The organism is Cupriavidus sp. 01L415 (genome assembly GCF_056400065.1).
Map to the genome: position 1 here is coordinate 526944 of NZ_JBFTSP010000001.1, position 15167 is coordinate 542110.

Below are 15167 nucleotides of genomic sequence, written 5' to 3' on the forward strand. Positions count from 1 at the left end.
TGCCACGGGGCAACCGGGCGCCGGGCGCCGGGCATTCTGGCTACCGCCCGTGCGCTGATAAACTTCCGAATCTGGTTTTCTTTGTCGCCCGGAGGGCCACAATGGTCGAGCGAGTTGAAGCGGCTGTACAGGACATCGAGGCGTTCCTGGCCGTGGCGCAGACGGGCAGCTTCACCCGCGCGGCGGAGTCGCTCGGGACCAGCAAGTCGAATGTCGGTAAGGCCGTGCAGCGGCTCGAGAAGCGGCTCGGCACGCGGCTGTTCCAGCGCACGACGCGCGCTGTGCGCATGACCGAGGACGGCGAGACCTATCTGCGCGCGGCACACGTGGCGCTGGCGGGATTGCGGGATGCGGAGCAGGAACTGGCGGCCCGCAAGTCCGAGCCGATCGGCCGGGTCCGACTCGATGTGCCGGCCGGGTTCGGTCGGCTGCTGCTGCCCGGGCTTGCGGAACTGCAGCGCCGGCACCCGAAGCTCACACTCGAGATGGCCCTGTCGGACCGGATGTCGGACCCCGTCGCGGAAGGCTGGGACATCGTCGTGCGAATCGGCCATCTGCCCGCGGACGGCGAAATGACCGTGCGCAAGCTGTGTGACTTGCGCCTCGGCCTGTATGCGTCGCCGGACTACGTGAAACGCAAGGGTCCTATCGACTCGCTTGCAGAACTGAACACCCACGACGCCGTCATCTTCCGCGGCCCCAGCGGCCGGCTGCGCCCGTGGACCGTTTCCGACGCCGGCAATGTCCGCGACATGGTGATGGAGCCCGTGCTGGTTCTCGCCGACGGGCAGGCGCTGGTCGACGCGGCCGCCAACGGCTTCGGGATCGTGCAGATCAACGACCGCGTGGCCCGGCCCTATGTGGAGGCCGGACGCCTGGTCCATATCCTGCCTGCCGCAGACGTCGACGGTCCGCCGGTCCACGCAATGATCCCGCTAGGACTCCGGATGCCCGCGAAGACGCGCGCCGTGCTCAACCATCTCGCGGACAGCCTGCGGGAGTAAGCCGATGCGTTACGCGAGTTACGCGGCCTGCTTCACCGCTTCATGCCCGGCCACCATCTCAGCTTCGTCGCGCAGCGCCTTTTGCACCGACGGACGCGCCTCGATACGCGCGATGTACTGGAACAGGTTGTTCAAGTGGGTGATCGGCGCGCCCGAGCGTTCGTGCCACAGCGTCGCCCAGACATACGCATCCGCCACCGTGAATTTGTCGCCGGTCAGATAGGCCCGACCGTCGGCAAGCTGGGCGTCCAGCTTCGTGTAGGCAGCGACGAGCTTGTTGCGCGTCCATTCCGTACCAAATTCCGTCTGCAGCTTGCGCATCAGCGGAATGTGTTTCTGGGCGATTTCGGTTGCCAGGAACGTCAGCAACTGGTCGAACTTCACACGCTCGAGCGTGCCATGCGGCGGGATCAGGCCGGCGGCCAGATGTTGATCGGCCAGATAGGACGTAATAACGGTCGTTTCGGTCAGGTGGGTCCGCGCCTCGTCGTCGAGCACCAGCACCGGCACGTAGGCCAACGGATTCACCGCAGCGAAGTCGTCGTTGGCCGAGGTGCTCTTGCCGAACACATCGTAGTGAACCAATTCAGGTTGGAGACCGAGTTCGTTGGCAATGACTTGCACAGCGAGCGAGCAGGTGGCTTGGGCGATATAGAGCTTCATGACAATGGTCCGTCGTTGCATTGAGGTGTTGGCGTGTGCCGGAGGCGGTCTTGCGCTTCGCGACATCACGCTGCAACTGTACTAATCGCCATTGGAGAGATAAAGCGCAAATCTTTCTCCACACTGAATCCAATTTGGAGACAATTTTCCGACTTACGTGTCGCTCAGGCTCTCATCGCCCAGCCAGCGCTCATGCCGCCAGCGTTGGATAGTCCGTGTATCCGCGCTCGGGCGCCCCGTCCATGTGATAGAGCCTCGAGGTATCGACTGGATTGAGTTCGGCACGCTTCCGCAACCGGTCGACCAGATCCGGATTGGCGATGAACGGACGGCCGAACGCGACGGCATCGGCATGGCCTTCGTCGATGACCCGCTCGGCCGCATCCAGATCGAACCCGTCGTTCGCAATGATCACGCCGCCAAACTCGCGCTTGAGTCGCGGCAACAATGCGCCCTCGCCTGCCGTCTCACGCAAGAACAGAAAGCCGATGCCGCGCGCGCCGAGCGCCCGGGCGGCGTAGCCGAAGGTTTCTTCCGGTTCACTGTCCGACATCGAGTTCATGGGGGCACGCGTCGACAAGTGCACGCCGACGCGATGGGGCTCCCATACCGTCGTGACCGCATCGGCCACCTCCAGCAGCAGCCGTGCCCGGTTCTCAATCGGGCCGCCGTAGTCATCGGTGCGTCGATTGGTGCCGTCCTGCAGGAACTGATCGAGCAGGTAGCCATTGGCGCCGTGGATCGTCACCCCATCGAAGCCCGCGGCCTGAGCATTGGCGGCGGCTTGCCGGAATGCGGCGACGATGCCGGCGATATCCTCGCGCGTCAGCGGACGTGGCACGGCGTAGGGACGCATCGGCCGCAACAGGCTGACATGGCCCTCGGCGGCGATCGCGCTCGGTGCCACCGGTTGGCGGCCCTGGATCAGATCCGGGTCGGAGATGCGACCCACGTGCCAGAGTTGCGCCACGATACGGCCGCCGGCCTGGTGGACGGCGTCGGTGACCAGCTTCCAACCCGCCACCTGCGCCTCGGACCACAAACCCGGCACGTTCGGATAACCCACACCCTCCTCGTTCACCGGAATGCCTTCGGAAATCAGCAGGCCAGCGGATGCCCGCTGCGCGTAGTACTGCGCCATCAGCGCGTTGGGCACATGAACCGGGTCCGCTGCGCGCAGGCGCGTCAGCGGCGCCATCACGATGCGATTTGGCAGCGTCAGGCCGCCCAACTGCAGCGGCTGAAACAAGGCCGAGGCGCGATTGCCATGTTGCATGATGAAATCTCCAAGTCAGGAAACGATGCCCCGCCGCAGCCATGGTGGCCACGGCAGGGTTCCGTCGATTTATTCGCCGTACGGGAATAGCAGGCGCCCTTCTCCGGGCCGGCCGGCAACCGCGGCAGCGGTATCCGGCAGCGCACCGAGCAGGATCGCAAGGGCGATCCATGCCGCCATGAATCCTTTCATGGCCGGCTCCCCGCCAACGATGCTTCGAGGGCCTTCAGTCCATCCCGATAGATCCCGTCGAACAGGCGCGAAGCCTCTTCATCGCTCACGCCAGCCGGCGTGAACTCGCCAGACCATTCGACGCGCGATGCCTGATCGCCGTCGATACCCACCACACGCAGCGTCGAGCGGTAGCCGGTCACCGGAAACGGTGCCTCGAGAATCGAGTAGCTGTAGCTGCGACCGCTGTTGTCGAAGGCTTCCAGCCGCTCCACGATGGCATCGCCGTCCGGATTGACGAGGCGGCGCACGCGCCCGCCCTCGCTCGGTTCACTCTTCGGGATGTAGGGCAGCCAGTCGGGTAACGAATGGAAGCCGCCAATCAGTTGCCATACACGATCCGGGGCAACGGGCAGTGTCAGGGTTGCAAAAGCTTGTGCCATGACGGGCTCCTCAGGCGCGATCGCCGGGCAGCGGCGCGTTTCCGGCCACCAGGCCCTGCGCACGCAGGTCACGCCAGAAGTCGGCGGGAATGGCTTCCTTCAGCGCCGCGACGTCTTCGGCGATGCGCTCGGGCCGGCTGGCGCCAGGAATCACGGCGGCGACGGCCGGATTCGCCAGCACGAACTGCAAGGCTGCGGCCTTGACGCTCACGCCGTGGCGTTGCGCAACCGCCTTGATGCGCTCGACCCTGTCGATGATCGCGGGCGATGCCTTCTGGTACTCGAAGTGCGCGCCCCCGGCGAGAATGCCGGAGCTATAGGGACCGCCGACCACAATTTCGGTCTTGTGCTCGGCTGCCTTGGGCATCAGGCGCTGCAGCGCACGCTCGTGATCGAGCAGCGAATAGCGGCCGGCCAGCAGGAAGCCGTCGGGCTGCGCTTCGGCGAGGTCCAGCGTCAGCTCGATCGGCTCGACGCGGTTCACGCCCAGGCCCCAGGCCTTGATCACGCCCTCTTCGCGCAGGCGGGTCAGGGCACGGAAGGCGCCCTTGCGGGCGGTCTCGAAGTAGGAAAGCCACTCGTCGCCGTAGAAATCCTGCGCAATGTCGTGGATCCAGACGATGTCGATGCGATCTGTCTTCAAGCGCTTCAGGCTGTCCTCGATCGAGCGCAGCGTGGCGTCGGCGGAGTAGTCATTGACCATCCGGTTCGGACGGCCAGTCGCGAACAAGCCGCTTTTCTCGCCAAGCGCCCGCGCGCTGGCGTTTTCCACGTCATCCAGAATCAGACGGCCGACCTTGGTGCTGAGCACATAGTCGTCGCGCTTGTGTTTGCTCAGTGCGTCGCCAAGCCGGATCTCGGCCAGGCCTGCACCGTAGAACGGCGCTGTATCGTAGTAGCGAACGCCCTGCTCCCATGCCGCATCCACGGTGGCCCGCGCCTCCGCTTCCGGGATGTCGCGGAACATATTGCCCAGCGGGGCGGTACCGAAGCCCAGCACGTTGCCTGCGAGTTTGTCCTTGATGGTCATGACTGCTCCATATCGAAATGAGTTGAGGTTGAACGCAGTCTAGGGTTGCGAATTGAGTCTGTCCAAGACAGAATATGGAAGACTTGAGTCCCGCGAGGTCTGAAATGTTAGATATCCGACAACTTCACTATTTCGTGGCGGTCGCCGAGGAAGAGCACGTCGGGCGCGCTGCCGAGCGGCTCCATATCTCCCAATCGCCACTTAGCCGACAGATTGCCCAGCTCGAGGAAAAGCTCGGGCTGGTGCTGTTCGAGCGCTCCCAGCAACGGATTCGCCTGACGCGGGATGGCCGAACCTTCCTGGCCGAGACCCGCGCCTTCCTGACGCACGGCAATCGGCTCGAGTCGCTGGCGCGACGCCTTGGCAGAGGCGACGAGGGTGGCCTCTGCATCGGCTATCTCGAGTACGCGATGCACTCCGGCGTGTTGCCCAATGCACTCCGTGAGCTACGGGAAGGTCGCCCCGCGGTGCATATCGCCTTGTACAACCAGCAATCGGATGTCCAGCTCGAGGGCTTGCGGCAACGCAGTCTCGATATCGCCCTCGTGTGCGAGCCCCCGCACGCGGACGATCCGGACCTCGACGCCGCCCAGGTCCTCAATGACCCGATGCTGCTCGCCATACCAAAGGGGCACGCGCTTGCCAGCGCAAAGGCCCTCACGCCGGACGACCTCGCGGCGCAGAAATGGATCGGCGTGATGCACAAGGAGAGCGCGCTGCGGCACGACACGTTCATCGCGGCCTGTGCGAAGGCCGGCTTCACGCCGGCGATCACGATGGAAGCCACGGAACCGCTCGCTGCGCTTGGACTTGTCGCCGCCGGACTCGGCATCACGACAATCCAGCAAAGCCTGCGTCACCAGGCACCGGACGGCGTGGTACTGCGCGAGTTGTCCTGGCTCACCTACCGCACACCGCTTTGGGCAGCCTGGCACCGGATCAACCTGCGGCCTCTGGTGGAACAATTCCGCATGACGCTGTTGCAAACCAGCGGCGTGGCGCCGGAGCCCGCGCCTGCCGAGGTGGACGGCTGACGCTCCGGTCACCCTCATTCCCGTTTCCCTGCCTGCCGCGCCCAACCCACGGAGTCGCCCCATGAGAAAGCTCATCGCATCCACCTTCGTCTCGCTCGATGGCGTCATGCAGGCGCCGGGCGGCCCGGAGGAAGATCCCACTGGCGGTTTCGCCTTCGGCGGCTGGGTGTTCAACTACTGGGACGGGAACATGGGCCGCTCCATGAGCGGCTTTGACGGCAAGAACCGCGAGCTCGTGCTCGGCCGCAGGACCTACGAAATCTTCGAGGCGTACTGGCCGTACCAGCCGGCCGACCACCCGATTGCGCAGACGCTGAATGCGGCCAGGAAGCACGTCGCCTCGCGCACGCTGAAGACCCTGGATTGGCACAACTCGACGCTCCTGCACGGCGACGTTGTCGCGGCAGTCGCGGCGCTCAAGTCAGAGGCTGGACTCGACCTGCAGATCATCGGCAGCGGCAACCTGATCCAGACGCTGCAGGCCGCGGCGCTGATCGACGAATACAACGTGTGGACCTTCCCTGTCGTGCTCGGGCGCGGCAAGCGGCTGTTCGAAACCGATGCGACACCCTGCGCGCTGCAGCTCGTCGCTTCGCAAGTCTCGACCACCGGCGTCGTGATGAGCACCTACGTGCCGACCGGCGAGGTCCCGCTCGGATCGTTTGCGCAGGACGAGCCGAGCGCCAAGGAAGTGGAAAGGCGCGCCAGGCTGGCGCGCGAGGCGGGCGGGTTCAGCCCCACCCCGAAACATCGCTGAAGCGCGTCTTCAGGAAATCGATGAACACCCTCACGCGGGTCGGCATATGCTGGCGGCTCGGAAACACCGCGAAGATGTCCAGCACGGTGGGCTGGTAGTCGGGCATCACATGCCGCAGCCGCCCTTCCCGCAGGTCGTCGCTGACCATGTAGATCGGGTGCATGGCGATGCCGTGCCCCAGGATCGCCGCATGCCGCAGCGCTTCCCCAAAGTTCGCGCGAATCGTGCCGGTCACGCGCACTGACGTATTGCCCTCCGGTCCTTTGAAAGCCCAGGTATTGGTCGGCGACTTCAGCGCATGCACGAGGCAATCGTGCCGCAGCAGGTCCTGCGGCGTCGCGGGATGGCCGCGCGCGGCGAGATAGCGGTCCGACGCCACCAGGATCTGTGGCACCACGGCGAGCTTTTGCGCGACATAGCTCGTGTCCCGCAGCGATGGCGCGATGCGGACGGAAAGGTCGAGTCCATCCTTGACCAGATCGACCCGACCATCGTCCAGGTGCAGGATCACCTGCACGTCGGGGTGCAGCGTGGAGAACTCCGTCAGCAGCGGCACGAGGTGGAACGCGCCGAACGACGGCGGCGTCCCCACCCGCAAGGCACCGCGCGGCGATGTGATCGATCCCTCGATCGCGGCCTGCGCCTGGTCGTAGCGTTCGAGCAGGTCCGTGCCGGCGTCGAGCAGCGACAGTCCGGCATCGGTCAGCGCCACGCTCTTGGTGGTGCGCGTCAGCAGCCTTGCGCCCAGCGACTCTTCCAGCCAGGCCACATGCTTGGTCACATTCCCCTTGGACATGCCCAGCCGCTCGGCGGCCGCCGAGAAACTTCGGCCCCTGGCGACTTCCAGAAAGACCTCGATACAGCGCAACCGGTCCATATCACCCTCTTTGTTTCCAGTCTGGAAACAACAAATTCTCGTCCATGTGCTTCCCGGTCGCAAGTGGGATCGGTAGTCTTGGCACCGATGCAAGCGCTTTCGCTTGCTTCCAACACGAAAACAATCGATGTCGCGCCCCCACGCCCTGCTGCCTCTTTGCCAGCAACTGCTGCACCGCTTCTTCCACTGCCTCGACCAGTCGGACTACGACGGCCTGCTCGCGCTGTTTGATCCGGACGGCGTCTGGCACCGGCAAGGGGTGGCGCTGCGCGGCCACGCGGCGATGGCCGAAGCGCTGCGAGCACGATCGGCGACGCAGCGCATCCGCCATGTTCTGAGCAATGTCCTCGTGCACAGGCATGACGACCACGTCGCCGAGGTGGGCGGCTACATGGCGGTCTATCGCTTCGACAATGGCCAACCGCAGGACGGCCTGGTGACGATCGACGGCCCGTCACAGCTCTACGCCGTGCAGGCGACGATCCGGCTCGCCGCGGACGATGCCACGCTGGTGGCGCTGACCATCACCCCCGAATTCCGCTTTGTTGCGGCGGCTTGAGGCCATGAACGCGCACGAATTCGCCCACCAGTCCCTGCGCACGCGTCTGGTGTTGCGCGCCGGGGCCGTCCATGCGCTGCGCGAAGAGCTTGACCGCCTTGGCGTGAAGCGCCCCCTGTTGCTGACCAGCCCGCGCACGGCCACATCGGCGCTGTATGCCACCGTGCAGGACTTGTTGCAGGATGGCGTCGCACTCTCGGTCAGCGATATCCCAGCGCATTCGTCGGTGCAGACGGCGACCCGTATCGCCGATGCCGCCCGCTGCGCGCAGATCGACGGTGTCGTGGCCGTCGGGGGCGGCAGCGTCAGCGATACGGCCAAGGCCGTGACGCTGCTGCTGGCCGAGGGTGGCGAGCTGGCCCGGCACGCCAGCCGCTTCATCCCGCCGCGCCAGGTGATCATTCCCGCGCTGCTGGCGCCGAAGCTGCCTATCGTCTCGATACCGGTCACCGCTTCGGGCGCCGAAGTGACACCGTCCTTCGGCATCCGCACCGATGCCGGCACCAAGCTGCTGTTCTGGGACGCGCAGCTCGCCAGCCGCGTCGCGCTGGCGGACCCGGCGGCCACGCGCGATATCCCGGCGGCGCTGCTGCTGAGCACGGCGATGAACGGGCTGGCGCATTGCATCGAAGGCCTCTACTCGACGGCGCGTTCGCCGATTGCTTCCGTGCTCGCGCTCGACGCCACAAGCCGCTTTGGCAGCGCAATGCGAGAACTGGCGCGCGACGCACAAAGCGAAGCGGCGCGCGCGGAACTGATGCTGGCTGCGCATATGTCCGGCATGGTGCTGGCCAGCGCGCGAAGCTGTCTCCATCACGCGATCTGCCATGTGCTCGGCGCCACCTTTGGCGTGCCACATGGCGCGGCGAATGCCGTGATCCTGCCCCACGCAGTGCGCTTCAACGCGCCGGCGGCGCAGGCCGAAACCGATGCGGCCGCGCACGCACTCGGCGGCAACGACCTGCCGGCGTGCCTGATGGCCCTGCAGGCGGACACCGGCGTACCCGCACGTCTGCGCGACCTCGGCATCGCCCGCGACGCCCTGCCCGCCGTCGCCCATCACGTGATGGGCGAGCGCGGCCTGGCGTTCAACCCGCGTCCGGTGACAGACCCCGAGGACGTCCTTTCGATCCTGATGGCTGCGTGGTAAGGCGTCTTGCCGCACAGGCCCCCATATAAGCCCCCATATAGGCCCCAACAAAAGCCCCAACATGGAGACACACCTCATGAATATCGTGCCCAACGCCGACGGCTTCGGCGCCCGCATCGAAGGCCTGGACCTGTCCCGGCCGCTGACCGACACCGACCAGTCGCAGGTCGAACAGGTGCTCGGCCGCTATGGCGTGGTCAGCTTCCCGAACCAGTCGCTCGATGCCGCCAGCCTGAAGGCTTTCAGCGAGCGCTTCGGCGAGCTCGAGATCAACGTGGCCGGCAAGTACCAGGAACCGGACATACCCGAGGTGATGATCCTGTCGAACATTGTCGAGGACAGCAAGCCGATCGGGCTCGCCGACGCCGGGCAGGACTGGCATACGGACATGTCGTACAGCCGCATGATCGCGTTCTGCAACATCCTCTACGGCATCGAGATCCCGCATCGGAATGGCGAGCCACTCGGCTGCACCGAGTTCTGCAACATGCACGCCGCCTATGACGATCTTCCGGCCGACATCAAGGCGCGACTCGACGGCATGACCGTGCTGCACGACTTCAACAAGTTCTGGGAAATGATGAGGCGCGAGAAAGGCAGCCAGCGCCCGCCGCTCACCGAGGCGCAACGCGCCGCGAAGCCCCCGGTGTCGCATCCGGTGTTCCTGACGCACCCAATCACGGGGCGCAAGGTGCTCTATGCCAACCCGGGCTATTCGGTACGTATCAATGAGCTGCCGCCGCAGCAAAGCGACGAGATGCTGGCGTACCTGTTCGCGCACCAGCTGCAGGACAAGTACCGCTACCGCCACCGCTGGACCGTCGGCGATGTGCTGATGTGGGACAACATGGGCACGATCCACAACGCCGTGGCCGACTACCGACCCGACGAGCGCCGGCTGATCAAGCGTTGCCAGGTCATGGCGAACCGCTTCTTCCCGGAGGCCATGGCATGAAGATCGCGACATACCTGCACGAGGGCAGGCCTGGCGTCGGCGTCGTAGCCGGGGACGACCGCCTGCTTCCGGTGGCCGACTGGATCCGCGAGACGCAGGTGACGCAAGCCGTCGCCCAACGCTGTGCCGCCGCTGGCATCGAACCGGCGGCCGGTGGCATGCTGCGGCTCCTGCAGGCCGGCCCCTCGGCGCTGGCCGCGCTGGCCCTGCATGTGGAAGCCATGCGCGAAACCGGCCGCGCCAGGATGATTCCTCTCGATGCCGTGACGCTGCTGGCGCCAGTTCCGCGCCCCGGCAAGATCGTCGCCATCGGGCGCAACTATGCCGACCATGCGAAGGAAACCGGCGTGGCGCCGTTCGAGAAGCCGCGCATCATCGCCAAGCTGCCCTCGAGCGTCGCGGCACCGGGCACGGCAATCCCCTGCCCGCCCGACGTGACCAAGCTCGATTTCGAAGCCGAGCTGGCCGTGGTCATCGGCGTGCACGCGAGGCATATCGAGGCGGATGACGTCCCGGCGGTCGTCGCCGGCTATACCGTACTCAACGACATGAGCGCGCGCGAGTTCCAGTTCGACGTGTCGCCGCCGCAGACCACGTTTGCCAAGAGTCACGACGGCTTTGCGCCGATGGGCCCATGGCTGGTCACGCGCGACGAAGTGCCCGATCCCCAGGCGCTCACGGTGGAAGCCTGGCTCAATGGCGAGCCGATGCAGCATGGCCACACCTCGGACATGCTGTTTCCCGTCAACACGCTGATTGCCTACCTGTCGCGCTTCATGACGCTGGAACCGGGCGACGTGGTGGCCACCGGCACGCCCGCCGGCAGCGGTGCCTTTCGCAATCCTCCACGCTACCTGCGCGCCGGCGACAAGCTGCGCCTGGCGGTTTCGGGCGTGGGCGTGCTGGAGCACGGCATCGCCTGACACAGCATCAGCAGCATCAGCAGCAACAAACCGGCGCACCAGACGCCGCATGCACGACACCCAAGGAGACAACCATGAAATGCCCCCCGCACATCGCCGCCTGGCAGCGAATGGCCGCCACACTCGTCGCAGTCGGCGCACTGTTCGGCACCGCGCCAGCCGGCGCCGCCGGCACCTATCCATCAAAGCCCATCCGCATGGTCGTGGGCTTCGCGGCCGGCGGCCCGACCGACGTCATTGCACGCGTGCTGGCGCAGGACATGAGCGTCACACTCGGGCAATCGGTACTGGTCGATAACAAGACCGGCGCCAACTCGCTGATCGCCACCAAGGAAGTCAAGGCCGCCGATGCCGACGGCTACACGGTGCTGTTCGCCTCGCTTTCGCACAACGTCAACGCGCTGCTGATGAAGGAGCGCGCCGGCTACGACCCGCTCAAGGACTTCGTACCCGTATCGAACGCGGCGATGCTGCCGCTGGTGGCCGTCACGGCGGCGAATTCGCCCTATCAGACGTTGCCCGAGCTGATCAAGGCAGCCAAGACTGGCGACGGCGTCGTGAGTTTCGGTTCGGCCGGAAACGGCGGCTCGGGACACCTGGCCGCTGAACTGCTGGGGACGACGGCGAAAGTGCATATGACCCACGTGCCGTTCCGAGGCAATGGTCCCGCACTGACCGAAGTGATGGCCGGCCGCGTATCGTTCACGTTCTACCCGATCATCGGCATTGCCGATTATGTGAACCAGAAGCGCCTGCGCGTACTGGCCGTCGGCACCGCCAAACGGTTGCCCGAGTTTCCCGATGCGCCGACGATGGCCGAATCCGGCTTTCCCGGTTTCGAGGAAACGGCACCGTGGGTGGGACTGCTCGCGCCGGCCGGCACGCCCAGGGAGGCCGTCGACAAACTCCATGATGCGATGGTCAAGGCACTGGCCAAGCCCGCGGTGAAGGAGCGCCTGCGCAGCCTGGGCGCGATCCCGGTTGGCGACACGCCGGCCCAGTTCGCTGCCTACCTGAAACAGGATCAGCAGCGGTGGCAGCGTGTGATCCAGTCGGCCGGCATCAAGGCAGAGTGAGCGCGAAGATGAGCGCGACTATGAACGCCTATTCGATTGGTGACCTGCGGGAGGCGGCGCGCAGGTATCTGCCGCGCGCCATCTTCGATTTCTTCGATGGCGGCGCCGAAGACGAAATCACGCTGGATGACAACGTGGCTGCTTTCCGGCGCATTCGCCTGGCGCCGCACACGCTCGTCGACGTGTCCTCGGTCCACACCGGCACCACGGTGCTAGGCGCCCCGGCGGCGATGCCGCTGGCCATCGCCCCGACGGGCGCGGTCGGCTTTGGCCGGCACGGCGGCGACGTGGCCATCGCGCGTGCGGCCGCGGCGGCCGGTGTGCCGTATACGTTGTCGAGCACCGCCACGGCCTCGATCGAGCGGATTGCCGACGCGGCTCCGGGACGGCTCTGGTTCCAGGCCTACATCCTGCGCAACAAGCCATTCCTGCATGCCTGGATCGACCGCGCCTACGCGGCCGGCTACGAGGCGTTGGTCATTACGGTGGATCTGCCCGTGGGCGGCAAGCGCGAGCGGGACTTCCGCAACGACTTCCGCGTACCGTTCCGCTTCACATCGCGAAACCTCCTCGACTTCGCGACGCGCCCACGCTGGGCCATGAGTCTGCTGGCCCACGGCATGCCGGTGATGGAGAACCTGCAGGGCCTGGAGGCGGAAGCCCGGAGCGCCAGCGCCGTGGCATCGTCGGTCGGCCGCAACTACGATCCCGCATTCGACTGGGATGCGCTCGCCGCGCTGCGCGACCGCTGGCCGCGCAAGCTGATCGTCAAGGGCATTCTCCGGCCCGACGATGCCGTGCGTGCGGCGGCGCTGGGCGCCGATGCGATCGTCGTATCCAATCATGGCGGGCGCCAGCTGGACGGCGTGCAGGCATCGATCGATGCATTGCCCCATGTCGTCCAGGCAGTCAAGGGCTGCGTGCCGGTGCTGCTGGATGGTGGCGTCAGGCGCGGCAGCGACATCCTCAAGGCGCGCGCACTGGGTGCGCAAGCCGTGCTCGTCGGCCGCGCCACGCTCTACGGCGTGGCCGCAGCGGGCGAGGAAGGTGCGCGCCGTGCGTTGACGATCCTGCAGGACGAATACATGCGAACGATGCAACTGTGCGGGGTGACGCGCACCGAGGCAATCTCGCGCGACCTGATCCTCGGCGAGCACCAGATGGCCGACGGCGGACCGCGCTCACCAGAGCCCACCGCCCAACCCCGCGTCGCCGTCCGCGCCTGACGCCGTCACGTCACCCGAATTCGGCCGGAGACGCCGATAGCCGGTTGGCGCCCTTGCCCTCCGGGTCTGCGCGCACGGCGTTGCGCCGCACGACTATGCCTCGTCGATCTCGAGGAAGCGGGCCGCGAGGAAATCGATCAGCGCACGAACGGACGGCAAGAGGCCGCGGCGCGACGGATACACGGCATGGATGACGCCACCCCGCGGCTGCCACGCGGGGACGAGATGGACAAGGCTTCCTTGCCTGAGCTGATCCGGGATCAGCATGGACGGCAAGCACACGGCGCCGACCCCCGCCATGGCCGCGCGAAGCAGCGTGAGCATGTCATCTGTCACCAGCCTGGGCACGTGGCGCACTTCGGCGGAGGCGCCTTCCGGGCCTTCCAGTCGCCATACGTGGCTGGGCTGGGCCGGACCCAGGTCGAGCGTGGGCAGGTGCGCCAGATCCGCCGGAGACTGCGGATCGGCCTGACCCGCCAGGAGGCTGGGGGCGGCTACCACGCACCATGCCCGCTCGGCCAGCACCTTCATCACGAGGTCGCTGTCGTCCAGCGGCGGCACCCGTACCCGGATGGCCACATCGATGCGCTCGGCAATCACGTCGACGCGCCGGTTCGTGGCCTCGAGATGCACGGTCACCTTGGGGCACGCAGCCATGAACTCCGCCACCATGTCGCCAACTCTCGCGTGAAGCAGCGCCACAGGGCAGGTGACCCGGACAATGCCCTGTGGCTCCGATCGCGTCTGGTCGATCGCCTGCTGTGCCGCTTCGGCTTCCACCAGCACCGCCTTGCAATGGCCGTAGTAACTGCGCCCGATCTCGGTCACCGAAAAGCGCCGCGTGGAGCGCTGGATCAGGCGTACACCGAGTCGCTCCTCCAGCAGGGCAATGCGACGGCTGAGCTTTGACTTCGGGATGCCGAGTGCGCGGCTGGCGGGCGCGAAGCCTTGATGGTCCACCACCTGCGCAAAGTAGAAGAGATCGTTCAGGTCCTGTTGCATCGCGGCATCGTCATCGTCCTATGGATAGAACACAGAGGATAGCCGACGCGGTCTACCGATATGCGCATTGCATGCCTATGCTTTTGATCACCGCCACCGGACAAACCGGCCGACCAATCAGGAGCATCGGATGAAGAAGATTCTGGGTATCTATAGCAGTCCACATGGCCACTGGGTCGGCGATGGCTTCCCCGTACGCACGCTGTTTTCGCAAGCAAACCTCGGCAATCGCGCCAGCCCTTTCCTCATGCTGGACTACGCGGGCCCGGCTCACTTTGCGCCGACGGTCGCGCGCCGTGGTGTCGGCGAGCATCCGCATCGCGGATTCGAGACAGTCACCATTGTTTATCAAGGCGAACTGAAGCACCGCGACTCCACCGGTCAAGGCGGAAAGATCGGCCCTGGCGACGTGCAATGGATGACCGCCGCGGCAGGGATTCTTCACGAGGAATTCCACTCGGAGGCGTTCGCAAGACAGGGCGGCACGCTTGAGATGGTGCAGCTCTGGGTCAACCTGCCTGCGCGCGAAAAAATGAGCGATCCGGGCTACCAGACGCTGCTTGACGCGAGCATCCCGCAAGTTGCGCTGCCTCGCGGCGCGGGATCGGTGCGAGTGATTGCGGGCGAATTTGGTGGCGCCCGCGGGCCAGCGCGTACGTTCACGCCGATCGACGTGTGGGATGTTCGCCTGCTGCAAGGGAGTCGTGCCGAGTTCACGGTCCCGGCCGGGCGCACCGCGCTGATGACCGTGCTGCACGGCAAGGTAACGGTCAACGGCACGCAGTCGGCACATGAAGCCCAGCTGGTCGTGCTTGAACAGGAGGGCACCGGTTTCACGCTCGAAGCCGACAGCGACGCCACGATCCTGCTGCTCTCCGGTGAGCCGATCGCCGAACCGGTGGTGAGCTACGGGCCGTTTGTCATGAATACACAGCAGGAGATCGAGCAGGCCCTGTCGGACTATCGCAGCGGTCAGTTTGGGCGCATTCCCGCCGGCATCGCCTGATATCGCCGCCGAGGT

At 65.9% G+C, this 15167-nt stretch carries 17 protein-coding genes; 10 read left to right on the top strand and 7 right to left on the bottom strand.

Annotation, left to right across the window (positions count from 1 at the left end; all coding sequences use genetic code 11):
* Positions 1–101: 101 nt before the first annotated feature.
* Positions 102–1004, top strand: coding sequence for a LysR family transcriptional regulator (locus AC1DOX_RS02430; protein ID WP_441617747.1), 903 nt, complete (start codon positions 102–104; stop codon positions 1002–1004).
* 18 nt (positions 1005–1022) lie between these two features.
* On the opposite strand, the gene AC1DOX_RS02435 is transcribed toward AC1DOX_RS02430, so the two are convergent.
* From AC1DOX_RS02435 to AC1DOX_RS02455, 5 genes are all read right to left on the bottom strand, one after another.
* Positions 1023–1667, bottom strand: a complete 645-nt coding sequence (locus tag AC1DOX_RS02435; RefSeq protein WP_441617749.1) for a glutathione S-transferase family protein — start codon at positions 1665–1667, stop codon at positions 1023–1025.
* A gap of 190 nt (positions 1668–1857) precedes the next feature.
* Positions 1858–2943 (bottom strand): alkene reductase, encoded by a 1086-nt coding sequence (locus tag AC1DOX_RS02440; RefSeq protein ID WP_441617751.1) that lies wholly within the window; start codon positions 2941–2943, stop codon positions 1858–1860.
* A 69-nt stretch (positions 2944–3012) separates the two neighbouring features.
* Complete coding sequence (locus AC1DOX_RS02445) at positions 3013–3135, bottom strand: hypothetical protein (protein ID WP_441617753.1); 123 nt, start codon at positions 3133–3135, stop codon at positions 3013–3015.
* A complete protein-coding gene (locus AC1DOX_RS02450; protein ID WP_092137996.1) occupies positions 3132–3557 on the bottom strand; it encodes an SRPBCC family protein in 426 nt (141 codons plus the stop codon). The genes AC1DOX_RS02445 and AC1DOX_RS02450 overlap by 4 nt, the downstream gene beginning before the upstream one ends.
* A 10-nt stretch (positions 3558–3567) precedes the next feature.
* Positions 3568–4587: an aldo/keto reductase gene (locus AC1DOX_RS02455; RefSeq protein ID WP_441617755.1), complete on the bottom strand. Its 1020-nt coding sequence runs from the start codon at positions 4585–4587 to the stop codon at positions 3568–3570.
* 104 nt (positions 4588–4691) lie between these two features.
* Here AC1DOX_RS02455 and AC1DOX_RS02460 point away from each other — a divergent pair, with 104 nt between their 5' ends.
* Positions 4692–5621 carry a LysR substrate-binding domain-containing protein gene (locus AC1DOX_RS02460; RefSeq protein WP_441617757.1) on the top strand — a complete coding sequence of 310 codons (930 nt, stop codon included), beginning with the start codon at positions 4692–4694 and terminating at the stop codon, positions 5619–5621.
* Between the two features lie 61 nt (positions 5622–5682).
* Positions 5683–6378: a dihydrofolate reductase family protein gene (locus AC1DOX_RS02465; RefSeq protein ID WP_441617759.1), complete on the top strand. Its 696-nt coding sequence runs from the start codon at positions 5683–5685 to the stop codon at positions 6376–6378.
* Here AC1DOX_RS02465 and AC1DOX_RS02470 read toward each other — a convergent pair.
* Positions 6353–7255, bottom strand: coding sequence for a LysR family transcriptional regulator (locus AC1DOX_RS02470; RefSeq protein WP_092138000.1), 903 nt, complete (start codon positions 7253–7255; stop codon positions 6353–6355). The two genes, AC1DOX_RS02465 and AC1DOX_RS02470, sit on opposite strands and share 26 nt — an antisense overlap.
* A 127-nt stretch (positions 7256–7382) precedes the next feature.
* Between AC1DOX_RS02470 and AC1DOX_RS02475 the strand changes: the two genes are divergently transcribed.
* The 6 genes from AC1DOX_RS02475 (at position 7383) to AC1DOX_RS02500 (ending at position 13144) form a co-directional block, all read left to right on the top strand.
* Positions 7383–7814 carry a nuclear transport factor 2 family protein gene (locus AC1DOX_RS02475; protein ID WP_441617761.1) on the top strand — a complete coding sequence of 144 codons (432 nt, stop codon included), beginning with the start codon at positions 7383–7385 and terminating at the stop codon, positions 7812–7814.
* Between the two features lie 4 nt (positions 7815–7818).
* The gene (locus AC1DOX_RS02480) at positions 7819–8964 is read left to right on the top strand and encodes an iron-containing alcohol dehydrogenase family protein (RefSeq protein WP_441617763.1); all 1146 of its coding nucleotides are present in this window, start codon (positions 7819–7821) and stop codon (positions 8962–8964) included.
* A gap of 76 nt (positions 8965–9040) precedes the next feature.
* Positions 9041–9919, top strand: a complete 879-nt coding sequence (locus tag AC1DOX_RS02485; RefSeq protein WP_441617765.1) for a TauD/TfdA dioxygenase family protein — start codon at positions 9041–9043, stop codon at positions 9917–9919.
* Entirely contained in the window at positions 9916–10842 is a 927-nt protein-coding gene (locus tag AC1DOX_RS02490; RefSeq protein ID WP_441617767.1) for a fumarylacetoacetate hydrolase family protein, read from the top strand. Before AC1DOX_RS02485 ends, AC1DOX_RS02490 begins: the two co-directional genes overlap by 4 nt.
* Before the next feature lie 74 nt (positions 10843–10916).
* Positions 10917–11918, top strand: coding sequence for a Bug family tripartite tricarboxylate transporter substrate binding protein (locus AC1DOX_RS02495; RefSeq protein ID WP_441617769.1), 1002 nt, complete (start codon positions 10917–10919; stop codon positions 11916–11918).
* Between the two features lie 20 nt (positions 11919–11938).
* On the top strand, positions 11939–13144 hold the full coding sequence (locus tag AC1DOX_RS02500) for an alpha-hydroxy acid oxidase (RefSeq protein WP_441617771.1): 1206 nt from the start codon (positions 11939–11941) through the stop codon (positions 13142–13144).
* 93 nt (positions 13145–13237) lie between these two features.
* Here the strand turns inward: AC1DOX_RS02500 and AC1DOX_RS02505 are convergent, their stop codons facing one another.
* Positions 13238–14146 (bottom strand): LysR family transcriptional regulator, encoded by a 909-nt coding sequence (locus AC1DOX_RS02505; protein ID WP_441617773.1) that lies wholly within the window; start codon positions 14144–14146, stop codon positions 13238–13240.
* Between the two features lie 130 nt (positions 14147–14276).
* Here AC1DOX_RS02505 and AC1DOX_RS02510 point away from each other — a divergent pair, with 130 nt between their 5' ends.
* A complete protein-coding gene (locus AC1DOX_RS02510; protein ID WP_441617775.1) occupies positions 14277–15152 on the top strand; it encodes a pirin family protein in 876 nt (291 codons plus the stop codon).
* Positions 15153–15167: the final 15 nt, after the last annotated feature.

What these genes read in the sequence shown, in the direction of transcription:
- AC1DOX_RS02495 (WP_441617769.1), top strand. Translation starts at nt 10,917, where the DNA reads ATGAAATGCCCCCCGCACATCGCCGCCTGGCAGCGAATGGCCGCCACA.
- AC1DOX_RS02455 (WP_441617755.1), bottom strand. Translation starts at nt 4,587, where the DNA reads ATGACCATCAAGGACAAACTCGCAGGCAACGTGCTGGGCTTCGGTACC.
- AC1DOX_RS02430 (WP_441617747.1), top strand. Translation starts at nt 102, where the DNA reads ATGGTCGAGCGAGTTGAAGCGGCTGTACAGGACATCGAGGCGTTCCTG.
- AC1DOX_RS02480 (WP_441617763.1), top strand. Translation starts at nt 7,819, where the DNA reads ATGAACGCGCACGAATTCGCCCACCAGTCCCTGCGCACGCGTCTGGTG.
- AC1DOX_RS02440 (WP_441617751.1), bottom strand. Translation starts at nt 2,943, where the DNA reads ATGCAACATGGCAATCGCGCCTCGGCCTTGTTTCAGCCGCTGCAGTTG.
- AC1DOX_RS02470 (WP_092138000.1), bottom strand. Translation starts at nt 7,255, where the DNA reads ATGGACCGGTTGCGCTGTATCGAGGTCTTTCTGGAAGTCGCCAGGGGC.
- AC1DOX_RS02435 (WP_441617749.1), bottom strand. Translation starts at nt 1,667, where the DNA reads ATGAAGCTCTATATCGCCCAAGCCACCTGCTCGCTCGCTGTGCAAGTC.
- AC1DOX_RS02475 (WP_441617761.1), top strand. Translation starts at nt 7,383, where the DNA reads ATGTCGCGCCCCCACGCCCTGCTGCCTCTTTGCCAGCAACTGCTGCAC.
- AC1DOX_RS02510 (WP_441617775.1), top strand. Translation starts at nt 14,277, where the DNA reads ATGAAGAAGATTCTGGGTATCTATAGCAGTCCACATGGCCACTGGGTC.
- AC1DOX_RS02445 (WP_441617753.1), bottom strand. Translation starts at nt 3,135, where the DNA reads ATGAAAGGATTCATGGCGGCATGGATCGCCCTTGCGATCCTGCTCGGT.
- AC1DOX_RS02465 (WP_441617759.1), top strand. Translation starts at nt 5,683, where the DNA reads ATGAGAAAGCTCATCGCATCCACCTTCGTCTCGCTCGATGGCGTCATG.
- AC1DOX_RS02485 (WP_441617765.1), top strand. Translation starts at nt 9,041, where the DNA reads ATGAATATCGTGCCCAACGCCGACGGCTTCGGCGCCCGCATCGAAGGC.
- AC1DOX_RS02505 (WP_441617773.1), bottom strand. Translation starts at nt 14,146, where the DNA reads ATGCAACAGGACCTGAACGATCTCTTCTACTTTGCGCAGGTGGTGGAC.
- AC1DOX_RS02450 (WP_092137996.1), bottom strand. Translation starts at nt 3,557, where the DNA reads ATGGCACAAGCTTTTGCAACCCTGACACTGCCCGTTGCCCCGGATCGT.
- AC1DOX_RS02490 (WP_441617767.1), top strand. Translation starts at nt 9,916, where the DNA reads ATGAAGATCGCGACATACCTGCACGAGGGCAGGCCTGGCGTCGGCGTC.
- AC1DOX_RS02460 (WP_441617757.1), top strand. Translation starts at nt 4,692, where the DNA reads ATGTTAGATATCCGACAACTTCACTATTTCGTGGCGGTCGCCGAGGAA.
- AC1DOX_RS02500 (WP_441617771.1), top strand. Translation starts at nt 11,939, where the DNA reads ATGAACGCCTATTCGATTGGTGACCTGCGGGAGGCGGCGCGCAGGTAT.